At 65.5% G+C, this 20,452-nt stretch carries 24 protein-coding genes; 19 read left to right on the top strand and 5 right to left on the bottom strand.

What is annotated here, in order from left to right:
* The first annotated feature begins 50 nt into the window (after positions 1–50).
* The 12 genes from WAB17_RS05900 to WAB17_RS05845 all read left to right on the top strand — a co-directional run bounded on the left by WAB17_RS05900 (position 51) and on the right by WAB17_RS05845 (position 10,602).
* A complete protein-coding gene (locus WAB17_RS05900; protein WP_435419085.1) occupies positions 51–1,886 on the top strand; it encodes a DUF885 domain-containing protein in 1,836 nt (611 codons plus the stop codon).
* Positions 1,886–2,761 carry a helix-turn-helix domain-containing protein gene (locus WAB17_RS05895; protein WP_435419084.1) on the top strand — a complete coding sequence of 292 codons (876 nt, stop codon included), beginning with the start codon at positions 1,886–1,888 and terminating at the stop codon, positions 2,759–2,761. The genes WAB17_RS05900 and WAB17_RS05895 overlap by 1 nt, the downstream gene beginning before the upstream one ends.
* Positions 2,762–2,861: 100 nt before the next feature.
* Positions 2,862–3,803, top strand: a complete 942-nt coding sequence (locus tag WAB17_RS05890) for a helix-turn-helix domain-containing protein (RefSeq protein WP_435419083.1) — start codon at positions 2,862–2,864, stop codon at positions 3,801–3,803.
* 113 nt (positions 3,804–3,916) lie between these two features.
* Positions 3,917–4,327 carry an SUF system Fe-S cluster assembly regulator gene (locus tag WAB17_RS05885; RefSeq protein ID WP_435419082.1) on the top strand — a complete coding sequence of 137 codons (411 nt, stop codon included), beginning with the start codon at positions 3,917–3,919 and terminating at the stop codon, positions 4,325–4,327.
* A complete protein-coding gene (gene sufB, locus WAB17_RS05880) occupies positions 4,324–5,820 on the top strand; it encodes a Fe-S cluster assembly protein SufB (RefSeq protein ID WP_435419081.1) in 1,497 nt (498 codons plus the stop codon). The genes WAB17_RS05885 and sufB overlap by 4 nt, the downstream gene beginning before the upstream one ends.
* Positions 5,817–6,362: a DUF559 domain-containing protein gene (locus WAB17_RS05875; RefSeq protein ID WP_435419080.1), complete on the top strand. Its 546-nt coding sequence runs from the start codon at positions 5,817–5,819 to the stop codon at positions 6,360–6,362. The genes sufB and WAB17_RS05875 overlap by 4 nt, the downstream gene beginning before the upstream one ends.
* Complete coding sequence (locus WAB17_RS05870; protein WP_435419079.1) at positions 6,359–7,006, top strand: hypothetical protein; 648 nt, start codon at positions 6,359–6,361, stop codon at positions 7,004–7,006. Before WAB17_RS05875 ends, WAB17_RS05870 begins: the two co-directional genes overlap by 4 nt.
* A complete protein-coding gene (gene sufC, locus WAB17_RS05865) occupies positions 6,993–7,754 on the top strand; it encodes a Fe-S cluster assembly ATPase SufC (RefSeq protein ID WP_435419078.1) in 762 nt (253 codons plus the stop codon). The genes WAB17_RS05870 and sufC overlap by 14 nt, the downstream gene beginning before the upstream one ends.
* Positions 7,747–8,514 (top strand): SufD family Fe-S cluster assembly protein, encoded by a 768-nt coding sequence (locus WAB17_RS05860; protein ID WP_435419077.1) that lies wholly within the window; start codon positions 7,747–7,749, stop codon positions 8,512–8,514. Before sufC ends, WAB17_RS05860 begins: the two co-directional genes overlap by 8 nt.
* Positions 8,511–9,728, top strand: a complete 1,218-nt coding sequence (locus tag WAB17_RS05855; protein ID WP_435419076.1) for an aminotransferase class V-fold PLP-dependent enzyme — start codon at positions 8,511–8,513, stop codon at positions 9,726–9,728. Before WAB17_RS05860 ends, WAB17_RS05855 begins: the two co-directional genes overlap by 4 nt.
* The gene (locus WAB17_RS05850; RefSeq protein WP_435419075.1) at positions 9,725–10,243 is read left to right on the top strand and encodes an SUF system Fe-S cluster assembly protein; all 519 of its coding nucleotides are present in this window, start codon (positions 9,725–9,727) and stop codon (positions 10,241–10,243) included. The genes WAB17_RS05855 and WAB17_RS05850 overlap by 4 nt, the downstream gene beginning before the upstream one ends.
* Complete coding sequence (locus WAB17_RS05845; RefSeq protein ID WP_435419074.1) at positions 10,243–10,602, top strand: HesB/IscA family protein; 360 nt, start codon at positions 10,243–10,245, stop codon at positions 10,600–10,602. The genes WAB17_RS05850 and WAB17_RS05845 overlap by 1 nt, the downstream gene beginning before the upstream one ends.
* 3 nt (positions 10,603–10,605) lie before the next feature.
* Here WAB17_RS05845 and WAB17_RS05840 read toward each other — a convergent pair whose 3' ends face one another.
* Positions 10,606–11,058 (bottom strand): hypothetical protein, encoded by a 453-nt coding sequence (locus WAB17_RS05840; protein ID WP_435419073.1) that lies wholly within the window; start codon positions 11,056–11,058, stop codon positions 10,606–10,608.
* On the bottom strand, positions 11,051–11,758 hold the full coding sequence (locus WAB17_RS05835) for an EI24 domain-containing protein (protein WP_435419072.1): 708 nt from the start codon (positions 11,756–11,758) through the stop codon (positions 11,051–11,053). Before WAB17_RS05835 ends, WAB17_RS05840 begins: the two co-directional genes overlap by 8 nt.
* A gap of 139 nt (positions 11,759–11,897) precedes the next feature.
* Here WAB17_RS05835 and WAB17_RS05830 point away from each other — a divergent pair, with 139 nt between their 5' ends.
* Both WAB17_RS05830 and WAB17_RS05825 read left to right on the top strand, forming a co-directional pair.
* Positions 11,898–12,893 carry an adenosine kinase gene (locus tag WAB17_RS05830; RefSeq protein ID WP_435419071.1) on the top strand — a complete coding sequence of 332 codons (996 nt, stop codon included), beginning with the start codon at positions 11,898–11,900 and terminating at the stop codon, positions 12,891–12,893.
* A gap of 135 nt (positions 12,894–13,028) precedes the next feature.
* On the top strand, positions 13,029–13,844 hold the full coding sequence (locus WAB17_RS05825; protein WP_435419070.1) for a hypothetical protein: 816 nt from the start codon (positions 13,029–13,031) through the stop codon (positions 13,842–13,844).
* A 159-nt stretch (positions 13,845–14,003) separates the two neighbouring features.
* On the opposite strand, the gene purD is transcribed toward WAB17_RS05825, so the two are convergent.
* Entirely contained in the window at positions 14,004–15,290 is a 1,287-nt protein-coding gene (purD, locus tag WAB17_RS05820) for a phosphoribosylamine--glycine ligase (protein ID WP_435419069.1), read from the bottom strand.
* Between purD and xseA the strand changes: the two genes are divergently transcribed.
* Genes xseA through WAB17_RS05800 form a run of 4 tightly spaced genes read left to right on the top strand, consistent with a single transcriptional unit; the run spans position 15,289 to position 18,834 of the window.
* Positions 15,289–16,752 (top strand): exodeoxyribonuclease VII large subunit, encoded by a 1,464-nt coding sequence (xseA, locus tag WAB17_RS05815; RefSeq protein WP_435419068.1) that lies wholly within the window; start codon positions 15,289–15,291, stop codon positions 16,750–16,752. The two genes, purD and xseA, sit on opposite strands and share 2 nt — an antisense overlap.
* A gap of 24 nt (positions 16,753–16,776) precedes the next feature.
* Entirely contained in the window at positions 16,777–16,980 is a 204-nt protein-coding gene (locus WAB17_RS05810; protein ID WP_435419067.1) for a DUF2093 domain-containing protein, read from the top strand.
* Complete coding sequence (locus tag WAB17_RS05805) at positions 16,980–17,846, top strand: M23 family metallopeptidase (RefSeq protein ID WP_435419066.1); 867 nt, start codon at positions 16,980–16,982, stop codon at positions 17,844–17,846. The genes WAB17_RS05810 and WAB17_RS05805 overlap by 1 nt, the downstream gene beginning before the upstream one ends.
* A gap of 13 nt (positions 17,847–17,859) precedes the next feature.
* Positions 17,860–18,834 (top strand): esterase-like activity of phytase family protein, encoded by a 975-nt coding sequence (locus WAB17_RS05800; RefSeq protein WP_435419065.1) that lies wholly within the window; start codon positions 17,860–17,862, stop codon positions 18,832–18,834.
* A gap of 60 nt (positions 18,835–18,894) precedes the next feature.
* On the opposite strand, the gene rpmB is transcribed toward WAB17_RS05800, so the two are convergent.
* Positions 18,895–19,191, bottom strand: a complete 297-nt coding sequence (gene rpmB, locus WAB17_RS05795; RefSeq protein WP_435419064.1) for a 50S ribosomal protein L28 — start codon at positions 19,189–19,191, stop codon at positions 18,895–18,897.
* A gap of 120 nt (positions 19,192–19,311) precedes the next feature.
* On the opposite strand from rpmB, the gene WAB17_RS05790 reads away from it, so the two are divergent.
* The gene (locus WAB17_RS05790; RefSeq protein WP_435419063.1) at positions 19,312–19,767 is read left to right on the top strand and encodes a nucleoside deaminase; all 456 of its coding nucleotides are present in this window, start codon (positions 19,312–19,314) and stop codon (positions 19,765–19,767) included.
* Here WAB17_RS05790 and WAB17_RS05785 read toward each other — a convergent pair.
* Entirely contained in the window at positions 19,764–20,432 is a 669-nt protein-coding gene (locus WAB17_RS05785) for a ribonuclease T2 family protein (RefSeq protein WP_435419062.1), read from the bottom strand. The two genes, WAB17_RS05790 and WAB17_RS05785, sit on opposite strands and share 4 nt — an antisense overlap.
* Positions 20,433–20,452: the final 20 nt, after the last annotated feature.

Genomic DNA, 20,452 nt, shown 5'->3' with positions numbered 1-20,452 from the left:
TCATCGCGCCAATGCCTTATGGATGCTTCCCATCACAGGGGAGACCGGCGATGAATCGTGTTCGCAAGCTTGCATCTGTTATCGGTATCGGGGCAGCCTCGCTGGCGCTTGCGGCCTGCGCTCAGCCCGGGGCTGACGTGGCGAGCGCATACTCTACGCCGCAGGAGCGACAGGCCGGCGATGCTGTCGGCGGGGATATCGACGCCTTCTTCGAGAGTTATGACGCGGCGCAACTGGCCCTTTCGCCGCTCGGCAAGGCCTACCGCGGCGTGCGCGACGATGACTACGGCCGCTGGGGCGATGTCTCCGACGAAGGTGACCGCAAGGAATACGACCTCCAGCAACAGGCCGCGCAGACCATGCGCGAAAGCTGGAACCTCGCCAGTCTGCCAGCCGACGACGCGCTGTCCTTCCGCCTGTTCGATGCCGCAGCGCAGCGAAGCGCGCGCAGCTGGCCCTATCGCGAGAACGGCTACCTGTTCGACCAGATGAACGGCGCGCAGAGCGACCTGCCGGCGTTCCTGATCAACATCCACAGCGTCTCCGACGAGAAGCAGGCGGCCGATTATGTCAGCCGGATCAAGGGGCTGGGACCGGTGCTCGACACGCTGACCGCCGAATCGCGCGAACGTGCCGGCCGCGGCGTGATGCCGCCCGACTGGGTCTATCCTTACGTCATTTCGGATATCGAGAACCTGATCCGCCCGGGCGAGACCAACGCGGTCTTGCAGGACTTCGCCACCAAGGTCGATGCGCTGACCATTGCCGACGAGGCGAAGCTCGAACTTGTCAACGCCTCGGCGCTGGCATGGGACCGGTCGGCCCGCCCGGCCTATGAACGGTTGCTCGCCGAGATGAAGCGGCAGCAGGCGATCGCGCCGACCGAGGATGGCGTCTGGCGCCTGCCCGACGGTGCGGCCTACTACGAAGCACTGCTGGGCAACTACACCACGACGGATCTGACTGCCGACGAGATCCACGCGATCGGCCTGCGCGAAGTCGCGCGCATCCATGACGAGATGCGCAGGATCATGCAGCAGGTCGGCTTCAAGGGGACCTTGCAGGAATTCTTTGCCTACACGCGCGATGACCAGCGGTTCTTCCATACCACGCGCGAGGCCTACCTCGCCGACGCGCAGGCCAAGCTGGATGCCATGGAAGCCAAATTGCCGCAGTATTTCAATACGCTGCCCAAGGCGCCGCTGGTGATCAAGCCGGTCGAGGCATTCCGCGAAAAGAGCGCGGGCAAGGCCTTCTACCAAAGTCCGGCGCCCGACGGATCGCGGCCGGGGACGTATTATGTCAATCTCTACAACCTTCGCGACATGTCGAAGAACGAGCTGGAAGCGCTCGCCTATCACGAAGGCGTGCCCGGTCACCATTTGCAGCGCGCGATCCAGACCGAACTGGGCGACGTGCCGCCGTTCCGGCGTTTCGGCGGGGTCACGGCCTACACCGAAGGCTGGGGACTCTACTCGGAAGAGCTGGGCAAGGATATGGGCTTCTATACCGATCCCTATTCCGACTTCGGGCGGCTGGGGATGGAATTGTGGCGCGCCTGCCGCCTGGTCGTTGACACCGGCATCCATCACAAGCGCTGGAGCCGGGACGAGGCGATCCGTTACCTGGCCGAGAACACTCCCAATCCGCCGGGGGATATTCGCAAGGCGATCGAGCGCTACATCGTATATCCGGGCCAGGCGACGGCCTATACGATCGGCAAGCTGAAGATCATGGAATTGCGCAGCCGGGCGCAATCCGAGCTGGGTGCCTCGTTCGACATGCGGGCCTTCCACGATGCCGTATTGCGCAGCGGACCGGTTCCCCTGTCGATCCTGGAGGAGAACATCGCCACCTGGATCGAGGAGACGAAGAAGGCCGGATAATGGACCCCGCGTTCCGCTTCCGGTTCATCGCCGCCCCGGCGGATCTCGCCCGCTACATCAACACGCTCTACGTGTTCGAAACGGACGAGGCGCGCTTCGACGATATCCTGCCGGCATATTCGGCGCAGATCATGGCGTTCGGGCAGGGGGAGGCGCGGATGCAGTTCGCGCCCGATAAAGTCGAGCGCTCTAGCGAGGCCTTCGTCATCGCGCCGATGCAGGAGGCCGCGCCCTTTTCCATGGCCGGGCCGGTGCGGTGCTGCGGCGTTTCGCTCACTGTCTTCGGCTGGGCTGCACTCGCCGGATTGCCGGTGGATCGCCACGGCCATCGCAAGTTCGAGGCGGACGCGTTGCTGGGCGAGGCGCCTGCTGCCCGCATCGCGCAGACCGGCCGCGCATTGGCCGAGGGCACCCTCGATTCGGAGGCTGCGTGCGCGCAGCTTGCCGACGTCGTCAGGGGGGCTCTCAAGCCCATCAAGCCGGCACATCTGCGCTTCATCGCTGCGACACTCGACTGGCTCGCGGCCGACCTTTCGCCGGCGGTGCCGGACCTGGTGAAAGCGACCGGGCTTTCGGACAGGCAGGTGCAGCGGCTGACCAAGCGCTATTTCGGCAAACCGCCCCTGGGCCTGATCAGGCGCTATCGCGCGATCCGGGCCGCCACGCTTCTCTCGCAGATGGACTTGCGGGCACAGTTCCACGACGAAGTGCTCGAGGCGTTCTTCGACCAGGCCCACATGATTCGCGAGATTCGCCTGTTCACCGGTCGCACGCCGAAAATCCTCGAGCAGAGCGAGGCGAGTGTCGCCGCCGATACCCTCGCGCCGGAAGGGTACGGCGTGGTCGACCTGTTTGGCGCCTTGGGCGAAGGCTAATCTCTGTCCATCGTGGCGGAATCCCCGAAAAACTTGGATAATGTCCGAAAATGGCGCAAGAGTAGGATACCGGACAGAACAGGGATAATCAGGTCGCAGTATGGACGGCACGGTCGGCATCGACGGCACGGGCCCGGCTGGGCAGCAGGGCGGGGGTATCCCGCTCGGCGAGGGCCGCGTTGCCATCGACTATTTCGATCCCCCCGCCGACTTGCGCCGTTACGTCACGACGCTGTTCCACTTCCGCTGCGACGAACCGGCGATCCACGACATCCAGCCGGCCGACGTGGGAAAAATCCTCCTCGTCCTCAAGGGGCGCGGCGCGGCGGATATCCTCGACAATCCGGACTTCCCGGTCCCGCCCTTTTCGTTGCAGTCGCCCACCAGTGTGGCCGTGCCTTTCCGGTTCATCGAAGGGTTCCATTCGCTCGGCGCTGCGCTGACGCCGCTGGGCTGGGCTGCACTCACGAACCTTCCGGCAGACGAACATGCCGACCGGATTTTTTCCATCGCCGACCTTCTCGGCGACGATGCACCGCTCGAATCGCTTCGCCAGCGATATGTCGCGGGCGAGATCGGCCAGGAGGAGATGGTTGCCGAACTGTGCGCCTTCATCGTCCGGCACATCAAGCGCGTGACCGAACGCCATGCCCGACTGGTCGAACAGGTGGTTCATTGGCTCGGCACCTCGCTCGATCCCGATCTCGACGACCTCTATGCCGCCTGCACCTATTCGACCCGCCAGACCCAGCGGCTGGTGGAAAAGTACTTCGGCCTCAATCCGCGCGCGCTGAAGCGCAAGTATCGCGCGGTCCGTGCCGCGGCGATCCTGACGTCGCCCGATACCAGCGAAGAACAGGTAACGGCGGTCCAGGAGCATTTCTACGACCAGTCCCACCTGATCCGCGAGATCGGCATCTTCGTCGGCAAGACCCCGTCGCGCCTCGGGGGAGGGGAAAACCCGATTCTCAACAAGCTGCTCGACACCCGAAATTTCCGCATTGTCGATGCCGACGGCGACAGCTTCGAGGCGCCCGAGTGACCGCGGTGCCGAGCCGGCCCGATTGCTAACGACTCGCAACAAGCGGAATAGCGTTGAATCGGCGCCGCTGCGCGCCTAGCTGCCTAATCGGAACGATTTGGTCCGATTAAATCATGCGCCTGTCCAACCTTGCCGATTACGCTGTCGTCACGATGAGCCACGCCGCCCGCCATTGCGGGGGCGGACGCGTATCCGCGACCGATCTGGCGGGCGAGACCGGCCTGCCCCTGCCGACCGTGCAGAAGATCGTCAGCAAGCTGACCGCCGCTGGCCTCTTGCGCTCGGTGCGCGGGGCAGGGGGCGGGCTGCAACTGGCGCGCCCGGCGGCGGCGATTACCGTGGCCGATATCGTCGAAGCGGTCGAAGGCCCGATCGCGCTGACGGCCTGCATCGACGGCACCGACTGTTCGGTCGATCACAATTGCACCGTCAAGCCGCACTGGCCGCTGGTGAACGAGGCGCTGCGCGGCGCGCTGGCGGCGATTCCGCTGACCCGGCTGGCACGAATAGAAGAAGTGGCATGAGCGAAGATATCGACATCCAGGCCAAGCCTGAAATGGACGCCGAGGCAAGGGAAGCCGCCGCCAAGGCTGCCGAGTACGAGCACGGCTGGTCGGCCGACATCGAAACCGAGTTTGCCGAGAAGGGCCTCAGCGAAGACACCGTCCGGTTCATCAGCGCCAAGAAGGGCGAGCCCGAGTGGATGCTCGAATGGCGGCTCAAGGCCTTTCGCCTGTGGCAGACGATGGCGGAACCCGACTGGGCCAAGCTCGGCTATCCGGCGATCGACTACCAGGATGCCTACTACTACGCCGCGCCCAAGAAGAAGCCGACACTGGCCTCGCTCGACGAGCTCGATCCCGAGATCAAGGCGGTTTACGACAAGCTCGGCATTCCCGTGGCGGAGCAGGAAGTGCTCGCCGGGGTCGAGGGCGCGCGCAAGGTCGCGGTCGATGCAGTGTTCGACAGTGTCAGCGTCGCCACCACCTTCCGCGAGGAATTGAAGCGCGCGGGTGTGATCTTCCTCTCGATCAGCGAGGCGATCAAGGAATACCCGGACCTCGTAAAGAAGTGGCTTGGGAAGGTCGTGCCGCAGCATGACAACTTCTTCGCCACGCTCAATTGCGCGGTCTTTTCAGACGGCACGTTTGTCTACGTGCCTGAAGGCGTGCGCTGCCCGATGGAGCTCAGCACCTATTTCCGCATCAATGCGGAGAACACCGGGCAATTCGAACGCACGCTGATCATCGCCGAGAAGGGCAGCTACGTCAGCTACCTGGAAGGCTGCACCGCGCCGATGCGCGACGAGAACCAGCTCCACGCCGCCGTGGTCGAACTGGTCGCGATGGAAGATGCGGAGATCAAGTATTCGACCGTGCAGAACTGGTATCCCGGCAATGCCGAGGGCGTGGGCGGGATCTACAATTTCGTCACCAAGCGCGGCCTGTGCCAGGGCGCACGGTCAAAGATCAGCTGGACCCAGGTCGAGACCGGCAGCGCGGTGACGTGGAAATATCCCTCGTGCGTGCTGAACGGCGAGGACAGCGTGGGCGAGTTCTACTCGGTTGCGGTGACCAACAATTACCAGCAGGCCGATACCGGCACCAAGATGATCCACAACGGGCGGGGAAGCCGTTCGACGATCATCTCCAAGGGTATTTCGGCGGGCAAGTCGAACAACACCTATCGCGGGCTAGTGCGGGTCGGGCCCAATGCCGACAATGTCCGCAACTTCACCCAGTGCGACAGCCTGCTGCTCGGCGACAAATGCGGCGCGCACACCGTGCCCTACATCGAGGTCAAAAACCCCAGCGCCCAGATCGAACACGAGGCGACGACCAGCAAGATTTCCGACGACCAGCTCTTCTACGCCATGCAGCGCGGCCTGCCGGAGGAAGAAGCGGTGGCGCTGATCGTCAACGGCTTCGCCAAGGACGTGCTGAAAGAGCTGCCCATGGAGTTCGCGGTCGAAGCGCAGAAGCTGCTGGCGATTTCGCTTGAGGGGAGTGTGGGGTGACCAGCCGAAAAACTCTCCAACTCCCCGATCCCTCGGAAACCGGCGACGCCGCCCCCGCCATCAAGAAGCGCGGGCGCGGGTGGGAGATCTCCGAGTCCCGCCTCGATGCGCTGCACGATATGGCGCGGCAGATGCGGCGGGAGGCCTCGCCTGCGCACAAGGCGCTGGCGGCAAAGTTCGCCAAGGCCGATCTCGGCCGCCATACCTTTAAGCGCTTTGCCGTGGTCGGCAGCGCGATCGTCGATTTCAACTGCCACAGCCTCGGCATGGCGATCATTATCGACGAGCCGGGCCAGAACGAAACCGTCGCCAAGAGGCGCGACAAGAGCCTCGAGGCCGTCGGCATCCGGGTGATGCGGATCAAGGCCGACGATATCCTCGAGAACATGGACGCCGTGCTCGCCCGCATCACCGCCGGCATGCGGATGCGCCTCGGCGACAAGAAGACCGCGGCGCGCAAGCACGCCGCCGAAAACCCCAAGCAGGATTATTCGCGGCCCCGCAAGGCGGGTGCACCCGACAGGAAAGGCCCCCGCCCATGATCGCCACCGCTCTTGCCTTCGTCATGGTCGCCCAGCAGGCCGGCACCGGCGTGCTCGCCATCTACCCCGACGATCCCACCAGCTGGACGCTCGATTACCCCGTGCGGATCGAGCCCTATGTTGGCGAATACTATAACTGCCTGCGCGGCGGTTCCTATTCGATCGGCGACGACGTTACGTTCGAATCGCAATACACCAGGGACATTGCGCGCTGCGCCAAGCGGGCCTCGGTGCTGGAGGCCGAGGCCAATGCCGCGCTGGCCGCCAGCGGCGGGACCGATGCTACGCCGCCGGACGAAGTTGCGCTGATCTTCGAGCGGGCGCGGCGGATCCATATCGCGCGCGGCCAGAGCCTCGACCTCAACGTGCGCACGCGCCTCGCGAATTCGTCCGGCTATTCGCTGGATGGCAGTTGCGCTGCCGGGGTGCAGACCCTGCTCGACCAGCGCAGCAGCTATATGCAGGCCGAAGCGCTGCGGGTGGAAACGCTGGCCGGCAAGAGCGACCAGACCGCGGAAGACCAGCAGGCGCTGGCCCGCTACCGCGACCAGCTCAACCGCTACAACGAACTCATTTCGCTCGAACGCGGCCGCTGCGCCGCGGCGGGTACGCAGGAAACAGGCACGACAAATGCTGAAGATTGAGAACCTCCACGCCACCGTCGGCGAAGGCGAAAGCGCCAAGCCGATCCTCAAGGGCCTGACGCTCGAAGTCGCGGCGGGCGAAGTGCACGCCATCATGGGCCCCAACGGCGCGGGCAAGTCGACGCTCGCCTATGTGCTGGGCGGGCGGCCCGGTTACGAGGTGACTGGTGGCAGCGTGACGTTCAATGGCGATGACCTACTGGCGATGGACCCGCACGAGCGGGCCGCAGCGGGAATGTTTCTTGGCTTCCAGTACCCGGTCGAGATTCCGGGTGTCTCCAACGTCCAGTTCCTGCGCGAAGCATTGAACGCGCAGCGCAAGGCGCGCGGTGAGGAGCCGCTGTCGGGCGGCGATTTCCTCAAGCTCGCCAAGGAAAAGGCGGGGCTGCTCAAGATGGACATGGAGATGCTCAAGCGGCACGTGAACGTCGGCTTCTCGGGCGGCGAAAAGAAGCGTGCCGAGATGGTCCAGATGGGCATCCTCGATCCGCAGTTCGCGGTGCTCGACGAGACCGATTCGGGCCTCGACATCGATGCGCTGCGGATCGTGGGCGAGGGGATCAATGCGATCATGCGCTCGCCCGAGAAAGGCGTACTGCTCATCACCCACTACCAGCGCCTGCTCGACGTGGTGAAGCCCGACCGTGTGTCGGTGCTTGCCGGCGGCCGGATCATCCAGACCGGCGGGCCTGAACTGGCGCTGCGGCTGGAGAACGAAGGCTATGACGCGGTGATGGCAGATGCCTGAATTGGCGGTCCTCCCCTCCCGTCGTGACGAGGCCTGGCGCTATGCCGACATGGCTGCGCTGGAGCGGCTCGGCGTAGACGCGCTTGGGCAGTGGAAGGACATCACTCTCGAAGCCGGTGAAACGGGGGCACATTGCATGGTGGTCGGTAGCGACAGCCCGGAATTGCATCGTGTGCGGCTGACGCTGGGCGAAGGCGCGCGGGCGGAGATGTTCACCGTCATCGCGGGAAGTGATTCCTGCCGGGTGGAAGTGGAAGTGACGCTCGCGAAGGGTGCGCATTTCGAATTCGGCGGGGTCACCATTGGCGGCGGGGAAGCGGTCCGTGAGTTCGTGACGCAGGTTGTCCATGCGGAGCCTGAGGCCACCTCCAACCAGACCGTCCGCAGCGTCCACTGGGGGCATGGCACCGGCAATTTCCTCGGTGAGATCAAGGTCTCGCGCGACGCGCAGCGCACCGACGCGGCGCAGGACTTCAAGGGCCTGCTGCTGGAGAAGGGCGCGAGCGCCAACGCCGTGCCGCAGCTGGAGATTTTCGCCGACGACGTGAAGTGCGCCCACGGTGCGACGGTCGGCCAGCTCGACGAGAGCGCCCGTTTCTACATGGCCGCACGCGGTCTCCCGCCGCAGGTGGCCAAGCGGTTGCTGGTGCAGGCCTTCATCGCGGACGCACTGATCGCAATCGGCGACGAGACCGAACAGCAGAGCCTGCTCGATGCCGCTCTCGACGCGCTGGGGGATGCGCCGGGAGAAACGGTGTGAGCGATACCGCCACCCTTTCGAGGCGTGCCGACTTTCCCGGCCTGCTGACCCGCGACGGGCAGCCGTGGCACTATCTCGACACCGCTGCGACGGCGCAGAAGCCGCAGGCGGTGATCGATGCCATGGCCCGCGCGCTGGGCCCGGATTACGCCACGGTTCACCGGGGGGTCTATGCCCGCTCGGCCGACATGACGCTCGCCTATGAAGCGGCGCGGCGGCGGGTGGCGCAGTTCATCGGCGCACAGTCCGAGACCGAGATCGTGTTCGTGCGCGGGGCGACCGAAGGGATCAACCTTGTCGCCAGCAGCTGGGGCGGGGCCAACCTCAAGCCGGGCGACCGCATCATGCTCAGCCAGCTCGAGCATCATTCGAACATCGTCCCCTGGCAGATGGTGGCCGGGCGCACCGGCGCTGAAATCGACGTCTGCCCGCTGACCGACGATGGCCGGATCGATCTCGACTGGCTGGAGGCGAACCTGACCGAACGGCACAGGATTGTGGCGCTGGCGCACGTCTCCAATGTCCTCGGTTCCGTGCTTGGCGTGAAGCGGGCGGCGAAGGCGGCCCATGCGGTCGGGGCCAAGCTCCTGCTCGACGGCTGCCAGAGCGCGCCGCGCATGCGGCTCGACATGGCCGAGCTCGATTGCGACTTCTTCGTCTTCTCCGGCCACAAGCTCTACGGCCCGACCGGGATCGGCGTGCTGTGGGCGCGCGAGGAACTGCTCGATGCTCTGCCGCCATACCAGGGTGGCGGCTCGATGATCGACAAGGTGACCTTCGAGAAGACCACTTACGCCCCGCCGCCGCAGCGGTTCGAGGCGGGGACGCCGATGATAACCGAGGCGATCGCGCTCCATGCCGCCATCGACTACGTCGAGCCGCTGGGAATGGAGCGGCTGTACGAGCACGAGAACTCCTTGGTCCGGCAGGCGCGCGAGGCGCTGGGGCAGATCAACTCGATTCGCCTGTTCGGCCCGGAATCGAGTGCGGGCATCCTCTCCTTCGCGATGGAAGGGGTGCATCCGCACGACCTCGGCACCATATTGGATGAAGAAAATGTCGCGATCAGGGCCGGCCATCACTGCGCCCAGCCCCTGATGGAGCATCTGGGCGTCCCCGCCACCGCGCGGGCCAGCTTCGGGCTCTACAGCGACGAAAGCGATATCGCCGCACTGCTGCGCGGGATCGAGAGGACCCAGAGGATCTTCGGATGAACGACGAAGCGAAGAAGGACTATGTCGCCGCCCCGGCTCCCGGCGAGCAGGTGCTGAGCGCGGACGAGGCAGCGACGCTGCCCAAGCCGCCGCGAGCGAAAGTCGAGGACGTTGTAGAAGAGACGCCGCACGAGAAGCTCGAGCGCAAGCGCGACTATCTCGAGGGTTTCCTGCAGAAAAAGCCCGATAACATCCCCGTCGGCGCGCCCGGCGGCGAGCTCAACGAAGCGGTGATTGCGGCGCTCAAGGAAATCTACGACCCGGAAATCCCGGTCAATATCTACGACCTTGGGCTGATCTACGGCGTGGAGGTCGACGAAGAGGGCGATGCGACCATCACCATGACGCTGACTACCCCGCATTGCCCGGTGGCCGAGACCATGCCCGGCGAAGTCGAGCTGCGCGCCTCCAGCGTCCCCGGCATTCGCGATGCCGAGGTGGTATTGGTGTGGGATCCGCCGTGGGGCCCGAACCTGATGAGCGACGAAGCGCGGCTTGAGCTGGGGATGCTGTGATGACCGAGACCAAGACCCGCCCCGCCCGGAAGGCCGCCGTCATACTCACGGATCGCGCCGAGGCTCGTGTTGCCGAGCTGATGGGCAAGGCGCCTGCCGATGCCATCGGCGTCAAGCTCTCGACCCCCCGGCGCGGCTGCTCCGGCCTCGCCTATTCGGTCGACCACGTCAGCGAAGAGGCGAAATTCGACGAGAAGATCGAAACGCCGGGCGGCACCTTCTACATCGACGGTGCCTCGGTGCTCTACCTCGTCGGTAGCACGATGGACTGGGTCGAGGACGATTTCACCGCCGGCTTCGTGTTCGAAAATCCCAATGCCAAGGGCGCCTGCGGCTGCGGCGAAAGCTTTATGGTTTAGGGCCTACTGCCCTCTCAGCGCTGCCACACAGGCCGCGCGGTCGACATCCAGCGCGTCGCTGGAACGGCGGGCGTCGACATAGGTCGCGGTCGGCTCGGCCCCCCGGCTCAGCGGGTAGAGATACACGTCGAGGACGCAGGCCTCGCCAATGAATTGCAGCTTGCGCGCATCGCCTTCGTAAACGTCGAGCCGTGCGGTGCCGAACTGACGCTGCAAATCCCGCGCATTGGCACCGATGACGCCTTCGAGCCCGGGTATCTGCATGACCTTGGGTGCCAGCGCGTCGCTGCCCTGCTGGACCTGCGGCGGCGCCGGGCGGGTCGGGGGCACCCCGATAGTCCCCATCCGCTGCGGCGGCATGCCGGCAGACGGTGCGCCGGTGCTGGCCACGCGGGTACCGCTCCCGCCGCAAGCGGCGAGCAGCAGGCAGGAACAGAGCAGAACGGATTTACGCATCGGAGGTGCGCTCCCTGCGCGAATGGACGAGATGGGTGGCGGCAGCGGCCCCCACTACCGGAGCCAGGAGGTTTGCGAAAGGCACAGCGAACAATGCGGCCACCACCCCGCCCAGCAGCAGGCGGGTCGTCGCGGGCAGCGGCGGCGCTTCGGTCGGGTCGGTGCGGTGGCGCAGCCAGGCCATGTCCTGCAATTCGCGGCCGAGCAGCACGGCATTGACGAGCCAGAACACGGCTACCGTGCCGATCCCGGTCAGCAGCAGCGCCAGCGCCACCGGCAAGGCCAGGAGGTTGTAGCCGATCGCGCGCCGCAGCCCTTTGAGGCTCTCGCCCAAGCTTTCGCGGAAGCTGAGGTCGCGGGCCAGCGCATGGGCGCCCGGATAATGCCGCCGTTCCACCGCCATGACGATCTCGTCGGCGAAGAACTGGATGACCGCGATGGCAAGAATGCGAAACAGCAGCCAGCCGCTGAGCAGCAGGATCGCGGCGGTGACCGCGGCCGTGACGCTCGGCCCGTAGTCGTCGGGCATCAGCGGGAGCAGCCAGGCGTTCGCCGCCCTGTCGACCAGCAACCACAGACCCGCGCCGAACACCGCAAAGATCGCCAGCGTCACCGCGATGCTCTTCGCCAGAACCCGCAGGATCGCGGGGTCGCCCAATTGCCCGGCGGCGCGGGCGAATGCGGTCGGCAGGCTCATCATCGGCGCGCAGGATTGGGTCCCCATCGCGCCCAAGTCAATCGCCGGAGAAGCGCAGCGGGCAATTGGGCTTGGCCTGTGCACGGCAAGCCGCTAGGCGCGCCGGAACCTTTCTCTCCCAACCCCCCATTACGGATTTCCCATGACCGAACCTCGCTACGACCTCATCGCCATCGGCAACGCGGTCGTCGATGTCATCGCCTCCTGCAGCGAGGAGCTGATCGTCGAACTCGAACTCAACCGCGGCGGCATGACGCTGATCGACGAGGCGCGGGCGGCCGAACTCTATGCCGCGATGCCCCCGGCGCGCGAGGTTTCCGGCGGCTCGGCGGCCAACACGCTGGCGGGCGCCTCGACCTTGGGCCTGCAATGCGCTTTCATCGGGCAGGTTGCCGACGACCAGTTGGGGCAGGTGTTCCGCCACGACATGCGGGCGACAGGGATCGATTTCGACACGCCGGCGCGGCAAGGCGAACCTGCGACCGGCCGGGTGCTGATCTTCGTGACGCCCGATGGCGAGCGGACCATGAACACCTTCCTCGGCGCGGGACAATATCTTCCCGCTGCCGCGCTCGACGAGCAGCTGATCGCCAGCGGCGCGATCCTCTACCTCGAAGGCTATCTCTGGGATCCTGAAGAACCGCGCAAGGCGATGCGCCGCGCCATCGAAGTCGCGCGTGCGGCCGGCCGAAAGATCGCTTTCACCGCCAGCGAAAGCTTCGTCATCGACCGCCACGGCGACGATTTCCGCGCCATGATCGAAGACGGGGTAATCGATATCCTGTTCGTCAACGAACACGAATTGGCGACGCTGACGGGTGAGAGCGACTTCGAAGCCGGCGTTGCCGCCGTCGCGGGCAAGGTGCCGGTCCTCATCGCCACCCGCAGCGAGAAGGGCGCCATTGCCATCGCCCATGGCGAGCGCGCCGAAGTCGCTGCCGAGCCTGTCGCAAAAGTGGTCGATACCACCGGGGCCGGTGACCAGTTCGCCGCCGGTTTCCTGTCGGGCTATGCCCGCGGCGCTGACCTGCAAAGCTGCCTCAAGCGCGGTGCAATTGCCGCCGCCGAAGTCATCAGCCACTACGGCCCGCGTCCCGAAGCCGACATGCAGGCGCTGATGGCGGAGAAGCTCGGGTAGAGCCTCGCCGCAAAAGGGATTCAAATCAAGGCTTTACAACTGGTGTTTGACACGAGCAATCTGTTATGATTCAAGGGCTTGTGTGAGGTCTGCCCTATGACAGTTTGTGTTGCCGTCAAGGTTCACGATTGCATCGTGTTCGCTGCCGACAGCGCTTCGTCTTTGATTGACGGAGCGACTAATGACGGCCGGCCATTGATTGCAAATGTCTATGCGCATGGGAATAAGGTGTTCAATCTGCGCAAGGGTTTGCCGATAGCCGCAATGACATGCGGAATGGGCAACATTGGACCTATATCAATCAGCACGCTCGCGAAGGATCTTCGAGAGCTATTCTGTTCCACTGACTCTGAGTGGCAAGTCGATCCACAAAACTACACTATTGAAGAGGTTGCGCAAAAGTCTCGGCGTTTCTTTTTTGATGAGCATTATCAATTACTTGATCCAAAACCCAGCAATCCTCACGAGTTCCAATTCTGGATAGCTGGTAATGGTTCAGGCCAGACTCATGGTGAGATTTGGCGAATTAAAATTGTTAGTGGGAACTGTGAGGAGCCCGAATGCCTTGCCTCTGAAGGCGAGTTTGACATCCTGTATGATGGCCAGCCAGAAGCGATCAATCGGCTGGTAAACGGCTACAGCCAATTTCTACCCCAAGCTCTGTTGGATATCGGGCTTAAGGAAGAAAACCTTGATTCAGTTCTGGCTCATATTGAGTCGTCCACGTACGCTCCCCTGATCTCACCAGCGATGCCTGTTCAGGATGCAATTGCATTGGCTGATTACCTTGTCGAAACAACCAAGGGATATGTTCGTTTTTTGCCGGGTGCCGACACCGTTGGGGGAGACACTGATATATGCGTCGTGACGAAGCACGAGGGCTTCAAATGGGTGCGCAGAAAGCACTATTTTGATACACGATTGAATCCGCAGGAGGATAACCATGGCTAAAAAGGCTCAAAGCAATTCGCCAAAACCGCGAGTTGTGTTCGATCCGAAAATGCCTCGGTACGAGTATCGTGATTCTGGAGGCTTCTCCCTGTCAGTTGATCGGAAAAGGTCGACCAAGACCGAATTGCCCTCAGATACATTGTCGCATCTGACAGCAAATTAACTTCGTTCCCGCTCCACCTCGCGCCAGCCGATGTCGCGGCGGCAGAAACCGCTCGGGAAATCGATCGCATCCACCGCCGCGTAGGCTTTGCGCTGCGCCTCGGTGACGCTCGGGGCCATGGCGGTGACGTTGAGCACGCGGCCGCCGCTGGCGACGAGCTGGCCGTCCTTTGTGGCGGTGCCGGCGTGGAAGATCTTCGCGCCACTCGCTTCGGCCGAGCCGAGATCGATCGAACCGCCCTTCTCCGGCGTGCCGGGATAGCCCCTGGCGGCCATCACCACGGTCAGAGCGGTTTCGGGGACCATCTTCGCCTCGCCGAACTCGGTCAGCCGCCCCTCGGCGCAGGCCAGCAGCAGCGCGGCGAGATCCCCGTCCAGCCGCATCATCAGCACCTGGCATTCGGGATCGCCGAAGCGGGCGTTGTACTCGATCAGCTTGGGGCCGGCGTCGGTCAGCATCAGCCCGGCATAAAGCACCCCGACATAGGGCATGCCCTCGGCGCGCAGGGTGGCGACAGTCGGTTCGACGATCTCGCGCATCACCTGATCCTGCAAGGCTTCGGTCAGCACCGGGGCGGGGGAATAGGCGCCCATGCCGCCGGTGTTGGGGCCGATGTCTCCGTCACCGACGCGCTTGTGATCCTGTGCCGTACCGAAGGGGATGACAGTCGTGCCGTCGGTCAGCGCGAAGAAGCTTGCCTCCTCGCCCGCCATGAATTCCTCGATCACCACTTCAGCGCCGGCGTCTCCGAACTGGCTTTGGATCTTTCCGGCGAACATGTCGGCCAGCGCCGCTTCGGCCTCTTCGCGGGTTTCGGCGATAACCACGCCCTTGCCCGCTGCAAGCCCGTCGGCCTTGAGGACATAGGGCGCGGTGAAGCGGCCCAGTGCTTCGGTCGCCTGTTCCAGCGAAGCGGTGCGGACATAGCCTGCGGTCGGGATCCCGGCCCGCTCGCACAGGTCCTTGGTGAAGCCCTTGCTCCCTTCGAGCTGCGCCGGAGCCTTGTCCGGCCCGAACACGGCGAAGCCCGCGCCGCGCAGTGCATCTCCGAGCCCGTCGACCAGCGGCGCCTCTGGTCCGACGACGACGAGGCCGATGGCCTTGTCCCGGCAGAAGGCGATCACCGCCGCATGGTCCGCCACATCGAGCGCGACCAGTTCGGCCTCCTCGGCAATGCCGGGATTGCCGGGGGCGGCGTAGAGTTTCGCGACGCTCGGGGATTGCGCCAGCTTCCAGGCCAGCGCATGTTCGCGCCCGCCTGCGCCGATCAGAAGGATGTTCATGCCAAGCCCCTACGAAGATGACGAATACGACAGTGCTGGCGGGCTGGTAGCGCGGGAACGGGCAGGCGACAACGCCGAGCCGCTCACTGTCAGCGCCCTGTCCGCCCTGCTCAAGCGCACGGTCGAGGATCGCTTCGGTTACGTCCGGCTGCGCGGCGAGTTGTCGGGAGTGAAACGTGCGGCGAGCGGACACCTGTACTGCGCGCTCAAGGACGACAAGGCCGTGCTCGACGGCGTGATGTGGAAGGGCACCACGGGCCGCCTCGCCTTCGTGCCGGAGGACGGGCTGGAAGTCGTCGCCACCGGCAAGCTCACCACCTTTCCCGGGCGTTCGAAATACCAGATCGTGATCGAAAGCCTCGAACTGGCGGGCGAGGGGGCCTTGCTGGCGCTGCTCGAGAAGACCCGCCAGCGGCTCGAGGCAGAGGGGCTGTTCGCCCAGAGCCGCAAGCGGGCGCTGCCGTTCCTGCCTAGGGTGATCGGCGTTGTGACATCGCCGACCGGTGCAGTGATTCGCGACATCCTGCACCGGCTGGCCGACCGCTTTCCCAGCCACGTTCTGGTGTGGCCGGTGCTTGTGCAGGGGCATGGCGCGGCAGAGCAGGTGGCGCAGGCGGTGCGCGGCTTCGGCGCGATTCCCCCAGGCGGGCCTGTCCCGCGCCCTGACCTGCTGATCGTAGCCCGCGGGGGCGGGTCGATCGAGGATTTGTGGAGCTTCAACGAGGAAGTCGTCGTCCGTGCCATCGCCGAATCGCCGATCCCGGTGATCAGCGCGGTCGGGCATGAGACCGATACCACGCTTGCCGATTATGCCGCCGACCGCCGCGCCCCGACGCCCACCGCAGCCGCTGAAATGGCGGTGCCGGTGCGGGGCGAACTGGCTGCGACGCTGAGCGATTTCGCCGCCCGGCAGCAACGCGGTGTGCTCCGCCCGCTGTCGCTGGGCCGCGAGCGGCTGGCCGCCCGGGCCGAACGCCTGCCGAAGATCGAGGCGCTGCTGCAACCCCAGGCCCAGAAGCTCGACGAGCAGGCCGAAAGGCTGCGTCAGGGCCTGAGTGCCAGGGCGGGTGCGGGCCGCGAGGCGCTGGCGAAGCAACGCCTGTCGCCGCAGATGCTGGAACGGGGGCTGCGCGACGGGAGCCGGGCGCTGGCACAGGTCCGGCTCGCTCCGTCGCTGGTCGAGCAGCGCCTCCGGCAAGCCTCGGAGCGGCTCGCCGCGCTGGGGCGCGTGCACGCCTCGCTCGACCCCAAGGCCCCGCTGCAGCGCGGCTACGCACTGGTGCATGATGCGTCGGGCGCGTTGGTGCGGAGCAAGGCTGCGGCGGGCAAGGAGCCGCAACTGTCGGTCGAATTTGCCGATGGCGCCTTGGCCGTCGTCCCGGTCGGCGGGCCGCCGCCGAAGCCGGTGCGCAAATCTACTCCCCGGCCCTCGCCAGGCGCGCAGGAAGATTTGTTCGGTTAATCGGCGCCTGCTAGAGTGCTGCCTATGTTGATGTCATCCCGCACCCAGCCTGCCCGCCTCGAATATGGCCCCAACGGTTTCCGCGTGCTGCGCACCGGCCGCTTCGTCCTGTGCGCCGTCACCGAGGCGGAAATCCCGCTCGAGGACCTGCGCTACTGGAGCGTCGAGCACCAGGAAGCCTACGCCTCGGCAGAAATCGCGACCCGCCGCCTGACCGGGCAGGGGTAATGCCGGTCGTTCGCGGCATCCTCACGGCCGTGCTGGGGACCGCCGTTCTTGCCGCAACGGCCTTTGCCGGCGCGAACTCTGCCGCTACAGCCGCCGAAGCCCCCGCGGCATCCTTCGCCTACGAGGGTGCGCTGGAACAGGGCGGCTGGATCAGGGGCAAGGCGCCGCCACGCACGGTTCGTCTCCGGATGGGCAATTATCCCCTGACCCTCGATCCCCAAGGCCGCTTCTTCGCCGCATTCGACCGTGACTCGGCACCGTCGACCAATCTTGTCGCGACCCTTGCCGACGGTAGCCTGCTGACGGTGCCGCTCGCCGTGGCACGGCGCAACTGGCAGATCGAGCATGTGGACGTGGCGCGCAAGCCGGGAGGTGCGAGCGAGAGCTTCCTTGCCCGCCGCCAGCCCGAACTAGCGCGAATCGAAGCGGCGCGCGCGGCCGGATCCGACAGCGGGGGCTGGGCCCAGCGTTTCATCTGGCCCGTCAAGGGGCGCATTTCGGGCCGGTTCGGCTCCCAGCGTATCTATCGCGGGGAGCCTGCCGCGTACCATTCCGGCCTCGATATCGCCACCGGGGCCAGCGGCACGCCTTTCGTCGCCCCCGCCGACGGCGTGGTCACCCTGGCCGCGACCACCCCATTCTCGCTTGAAGGCTACCTGCTGATCATCGATCATGGCAACGGGCTCAACAGCGCGTTCCTGCACTGTTCGGACATCGTCGTGCGCGAAGGGGAGCGGGTGCGGCAGGGCCAGCATATCGGCAATATCGGCGCGACCGGGCGGGCGACCGGGCCGCATCTGCACTGGAGCATGAAGTGGCGCGATGCGCGGCTCGACCCGCTGCTGTTCACCGGCCCGATGGATTGAGTTTCCCGACCGCATGAACCGCCGTCGCTTGCTGCTGTTTCCCGTGGCCCTCGTGCTCGCGCTCGGTACCTGTGTGCGCAGTCCCGAGCCGGCCAAGGTCCTCGATGCGCCGGTCGTGGTGCGTCCGATGGAGGGCTTGCCGCCGACCGTCGGACCCTTCCGGGTCACGGGCGCATGGACCTTGCAGAGCCGGAACAGTCATTTCGGCGGGTATTCGGCGCTGGTCGCACGGCGTGGGGGGACCATGCTGGCCGCCAGCGATCGAGGCGCGGGGATGACTTTCCGCATCGGGCGCGACGGGCCGGAGGACTTGCGCCTGTTCCCGCTGGCTGACCCGCATTACGACCCGGACAAATATTCGCTCGATATCGAATCGATGACCGCCGATCCTGCCGGGGGACAGGTCTGGCTGGCCTTCGAGGCAATCAACATGATCGAGCGGCGCGAGCCGGGGCTGGATGGTCCGGTGCGGGTCAGGCCGCAGGCGATGGCGGACTGGGGCGGCAATAGCGGGCCCGAGGCGATGATTCGGCTCGCGGACGGCCGCTTCATCGTTGTCCGCGAGGGCCGCCAGGGCTGGTTCTCCGCCACCCATCCCGCCTTGCTGTGGAACGGCGATCCGGTGCGGGGCGGCAAGCCCGCGGCGTTCGGACTGCAACTGGCGGACCGGTTCCGCCCGACCGACATGACCTTGCTGCCCGATGGGCGGGTGCTGTTGCTGGCGCGCCGGCTGGTCCTGGACTGGCCGGTGTTCGAGGCCGCGCTGCTGGTCGCCGATCCGCAGGAGATAAGAGCCGGGAAAGCGTGGCAGGCGCGCGAACTGGCGAGGTTTGCGGCCCCCTTTCCGACCGACAATTTCGAAGGCCTCGCGGTCGATCCCGGCCGTCGCTATCCGGTCACGATCAGCCTGATTTCCGACGACAACGGGGCGGAGCTCCAGCGCACCCTGCTGCTGCGCCTGCAATGGGACGGCCGCATCCCGCGCTAGACACAGCAAAGGGCGCGCAGGTTGCCCCGCGCGCCCTTTCGCATAGTCCGGCCAAATGGCTTAGGCGGCGTCCGCCGTCTTCAGCGCTTTCTTGATCTCGCGCTTCACCTTCAGCGCATTGGCCGAAAGCTTCTCGTCCTTGGTCTTGAGCAGCCAGTTGTCGAGCCCGCCATTGTGCTCGACCGAGCGCAGGCCATGGGTCGAGACGCGGAACTTGAAACCGCGGTCGAGCTTCTCGCTCAGCAGCGTGACGTTCTGCAGGTTGGGCAGGAACACGCGCTTGGTCTTGTTGTTGGCGTGGCTCACATTGTGGCCCGTCTGGCGGCCCTTGCCGGTCAGTTCGCAGATGCGCGACATGGTTCGTCTCTTCTCAAAAAATTGTCGGTCGATGCCGGGAAAGGCGCGCGCATAGCGGCGGAGGGGCGAATCGTCAACAACCGACTGGACCGGCACCGCATGCTGGCCTAGCGCAGCGGCATGACCCGCTGGCCGCTCCCCGAACCCATGCGCCTGGCGCTGGAGCAGGCGCGGCAGGCGGAGGCCGCGGGCGAAGTGCCGATCGGTGCAGTGATCGTCAAGGGCGACGAGGTCATCGCCATGGCGCACAACTCGCCGCGCACCGATAACGATCCCACCGCCCATGCCGAGATTGCCGCGATTCGCGCGGCGGCCAGGGCGCTGGGTCAGGAACGGCTCGACGAATGCGACCTGTGGGTGACGCTGGAGCCTTGCGCCATGTGCGCCGGCGCCATCAGCCACGCGCGCATCGCCCGCCTCTATTACGCTGCCACCGACCCGAAGGGCGGCGCTGTCGAGCACGGCGCGAGGGTGTTCGAGCAGGAGCAATGTCTGCACGCGCCGGAGGTCTATTCAGGCATGGGGGCGGAGGATGCGGCGGGCCTGTTGCGCGGATTTTTCGCAAGCCGCCGCTAGAGCCCCCGCCAGATCCTTGCTCTCACATTGTCGCCCGCACCAAGCTGGCCCTTCTTGCAGCGCGCCGGGAGCCAGTCCTTGCCGTAGCAGAGCCGGACTTCCTCCAGCCAGCCACGCGAATTGAGCTTCACCCCGACGCGATCAGGCTCCCAGTCAGGGTTGGCGAGCTGGAAGGCGGCGCGAATGCGGCCTGCAGTGAGGTTTTCCTCGCGGCTCATCCGGTCGTAGTCGGGATGGCGGATACTGCTCCAGACCATGCGAGTGACCTTGAAATAGGTCTCCGGGCGGCTTGTCATGCAGGCGCCGTGCTTGCGCCACTGATGCGCCATCAGCCGGGCCGAGGGCATCATGCACAGGTTCCTCTTCGCCTCCGGCACGCTCACCCGCCGCGCGACGGGGCAGTATTGCGGCCAGCTGCTGCGCCCCTCGGGCCACAGACCGTGCACGATCATGCCGAAGCGCCCGCTACGGCCGGAGCACTGCTCGCGGTGCTGCGGCGAGGACTGCCGCGTGCGGCAGAACTCGGGCGACCAGCTCATGGCGAAGGTATAGCCCGTGACGGGCAGCCGGCGGGTTGGGCCATCCTGCTTGGTTTCGGGGATCGACAGCTTCTGGGGCACGCGGCACTGGTAGGATTGTGCCTTCGCCGGGACCGCGAAGAACATGGCCGTGAGAAATGCGAGGA

Origin of the sequence: Parerythrobacter aurantius (assembly GCF_045291475.1) — a bacterium.
In the GTDB taxonomy this organism is placed as follows: Bacteria; Pseudomonadota; Alphaproteobacteria; order Sphingomonadales; family Sphingomonadaceae; genus Parerythrobacter; species Parerythrobacter aurantius.
This window is presented reverse-complemented; position numbering and strand designations above follow the sequence as displayed.

What these genes read in the sequence shown, in the direction of transcription:
- WAB17_RS05900 (WP_435419085.1), top strand. Translation starts at nt 51, where the DNA reads ATGAATCGTGTTCGCAAGCTTGCATCTGTTATCGGTATCGGGGCAGCC.
- WAB17_RS05895 (WP_435419084.1), top strand. Translation starts at nt 1,886, where the DNA reads ATGGACCCCGCGTTCCGCTTCCGGTTCATCGCCGCCCCGGCGGATCTC.
- WAB17_RS05890 (WP_435419083.1), top strand. Translation starts at nt 2,862, where the DNA reads ATGGACGGCACGGTCGGCATCGACGGCACGGGCCCGGCTGGGCAGCAG.
- WAB17_RS05885 (WP_435419082.1), top strand. Translation starts at nt 3,917, where the DNA reads ATGCGCCTGTCCAACCTTGCCGATTACGCTGTCGTCACGATGAGCCAC.
- sufB (WP_435419081.1), top strand. Translation starts at nt 4,324, where the DNA reads ATGAGCGAAGATATCGACATCCAGGCCAAGCCTGAAATGGACGCCGAG.
- WAB17_RS05870 (WP_435419079.1), top strand. Translation starts at nt 6,359, where the DNA reads ATGATCGCCACCGCTCTTGCCTTCGTCATGGTCGCCCAGCAGGCCGGC.
- sufC (WP_435419078.1), top strand. Translation starts at nt 6,993, where the DNA reads ATGCTGAAGATTGAGAACCTCCACGCCACCGTCGGCGAAGGCGAAAGC.
- WAB17_RS05860 (WP_435419077.1), top strand. Translation starts at nt 7,747, where the DNA reads ATGCCTGAATTGGCGGTCCTCCCCTCCCGTCGTGACGAGGCCTGGCGC.
- WAB17_RS05850 (WP_435419075.1), top strand. Translation starts at nt 9,725, where the DNA reads ATGAACGACGAAGCGAAGAAGGACTATGTCGCCGCCCCGGCTCCCGGC.
- WAB17_RS05845 (WP_435419074.1), top strand. Translation starts at nt 10,243, where the DNA reads ATGACCGAGACCAAGACCCGCCCCGCCCGGAAGGCCGCCGTCATACTC.
- WAB17_RS05840 (WP_435419073.1), bottom strand. Translation starts at nt 11,058, where the DNA reads ATGCGTAAATCCGTTCTGCTCTGTTCCTGCCTGCTGCTCGCCGCTTGC.
- WAB17_RS05835 (WP_435419072.1), bottom strand. Translation starts at nt 11,758, where the DNA reads ATGATGAGCCTGCCGACCGCATTCGCCCGCGCCGCCGGGCAATTGGGC.
- WAB17_RS05830 (WP_435419071.1), top strand. Translation starts at nt 11,898, where the DNA reads ATGACCGAACCTCGCTACGACCTCATCGCCATCGGCAACGCGGTCGTC.
- xseA (WP_435419068.1), top strand. Translation starts at nt 15,289, where the DNA reads ATGCCAAGCCCCTACGAAGATGACGAATACGACAGTGCTGGCGGGCTG.
- purD (WP_435419069.1), bottom strand. Translation starts at nt 15,290, where the DNA reads ATGAACATCCTTCTGATCGGCGCAGGCGGGCGCGAACATGCGCTGGCC.
- WAB17_RS05810 (WP_435419067.1), top strand. Translation starts at nt 16,777, where the DNA reads ATGTTGATGTCATCCCGCACCCAGCCTGCCCGCCTCGAATATGGCCCC.
- WAB17_RS05805 (WP_435419066.1), top strand. Translation starts at nt 16,980, where the DNA reads ATGCCGGTCGTTCGCGGCATCCTCACGGCCGTGCTGGGGACCGCCGTT.
- WAB17_RS05800 (WP_435419065.1), top strand. Translation starts at nt 17,860, where the DNA reads ATGAACCGCCGTCGCTTGCTGCTGTTTCCCGTGGCCCTCGTGCTCGCG.
- rpmB (WP_435419064.1), bottom strand. Translation starts at nt 19,191, where the DNA reads ATGTCGCGCATCTGCGAACTGACCGGCAAGGGCCGCCAGACGGGCCAC.
- WAB17_RS05790 (WP_435419063.1), top strand. Translation starts at nt 19,312, where the DNA reads ATGACCCGCTGGCCGCTCCCCGAACCCATGCGCCTGGCGCTGGAGCAG.
- WAB17_RS05785 (WP_435419062.1), bottom strand. Translation starts at nt 20,432, where the DNA reads ATGTTCTTCGCGGTCCCGGCGAAGGCACAATCCTACCAGTGCCGCGTG.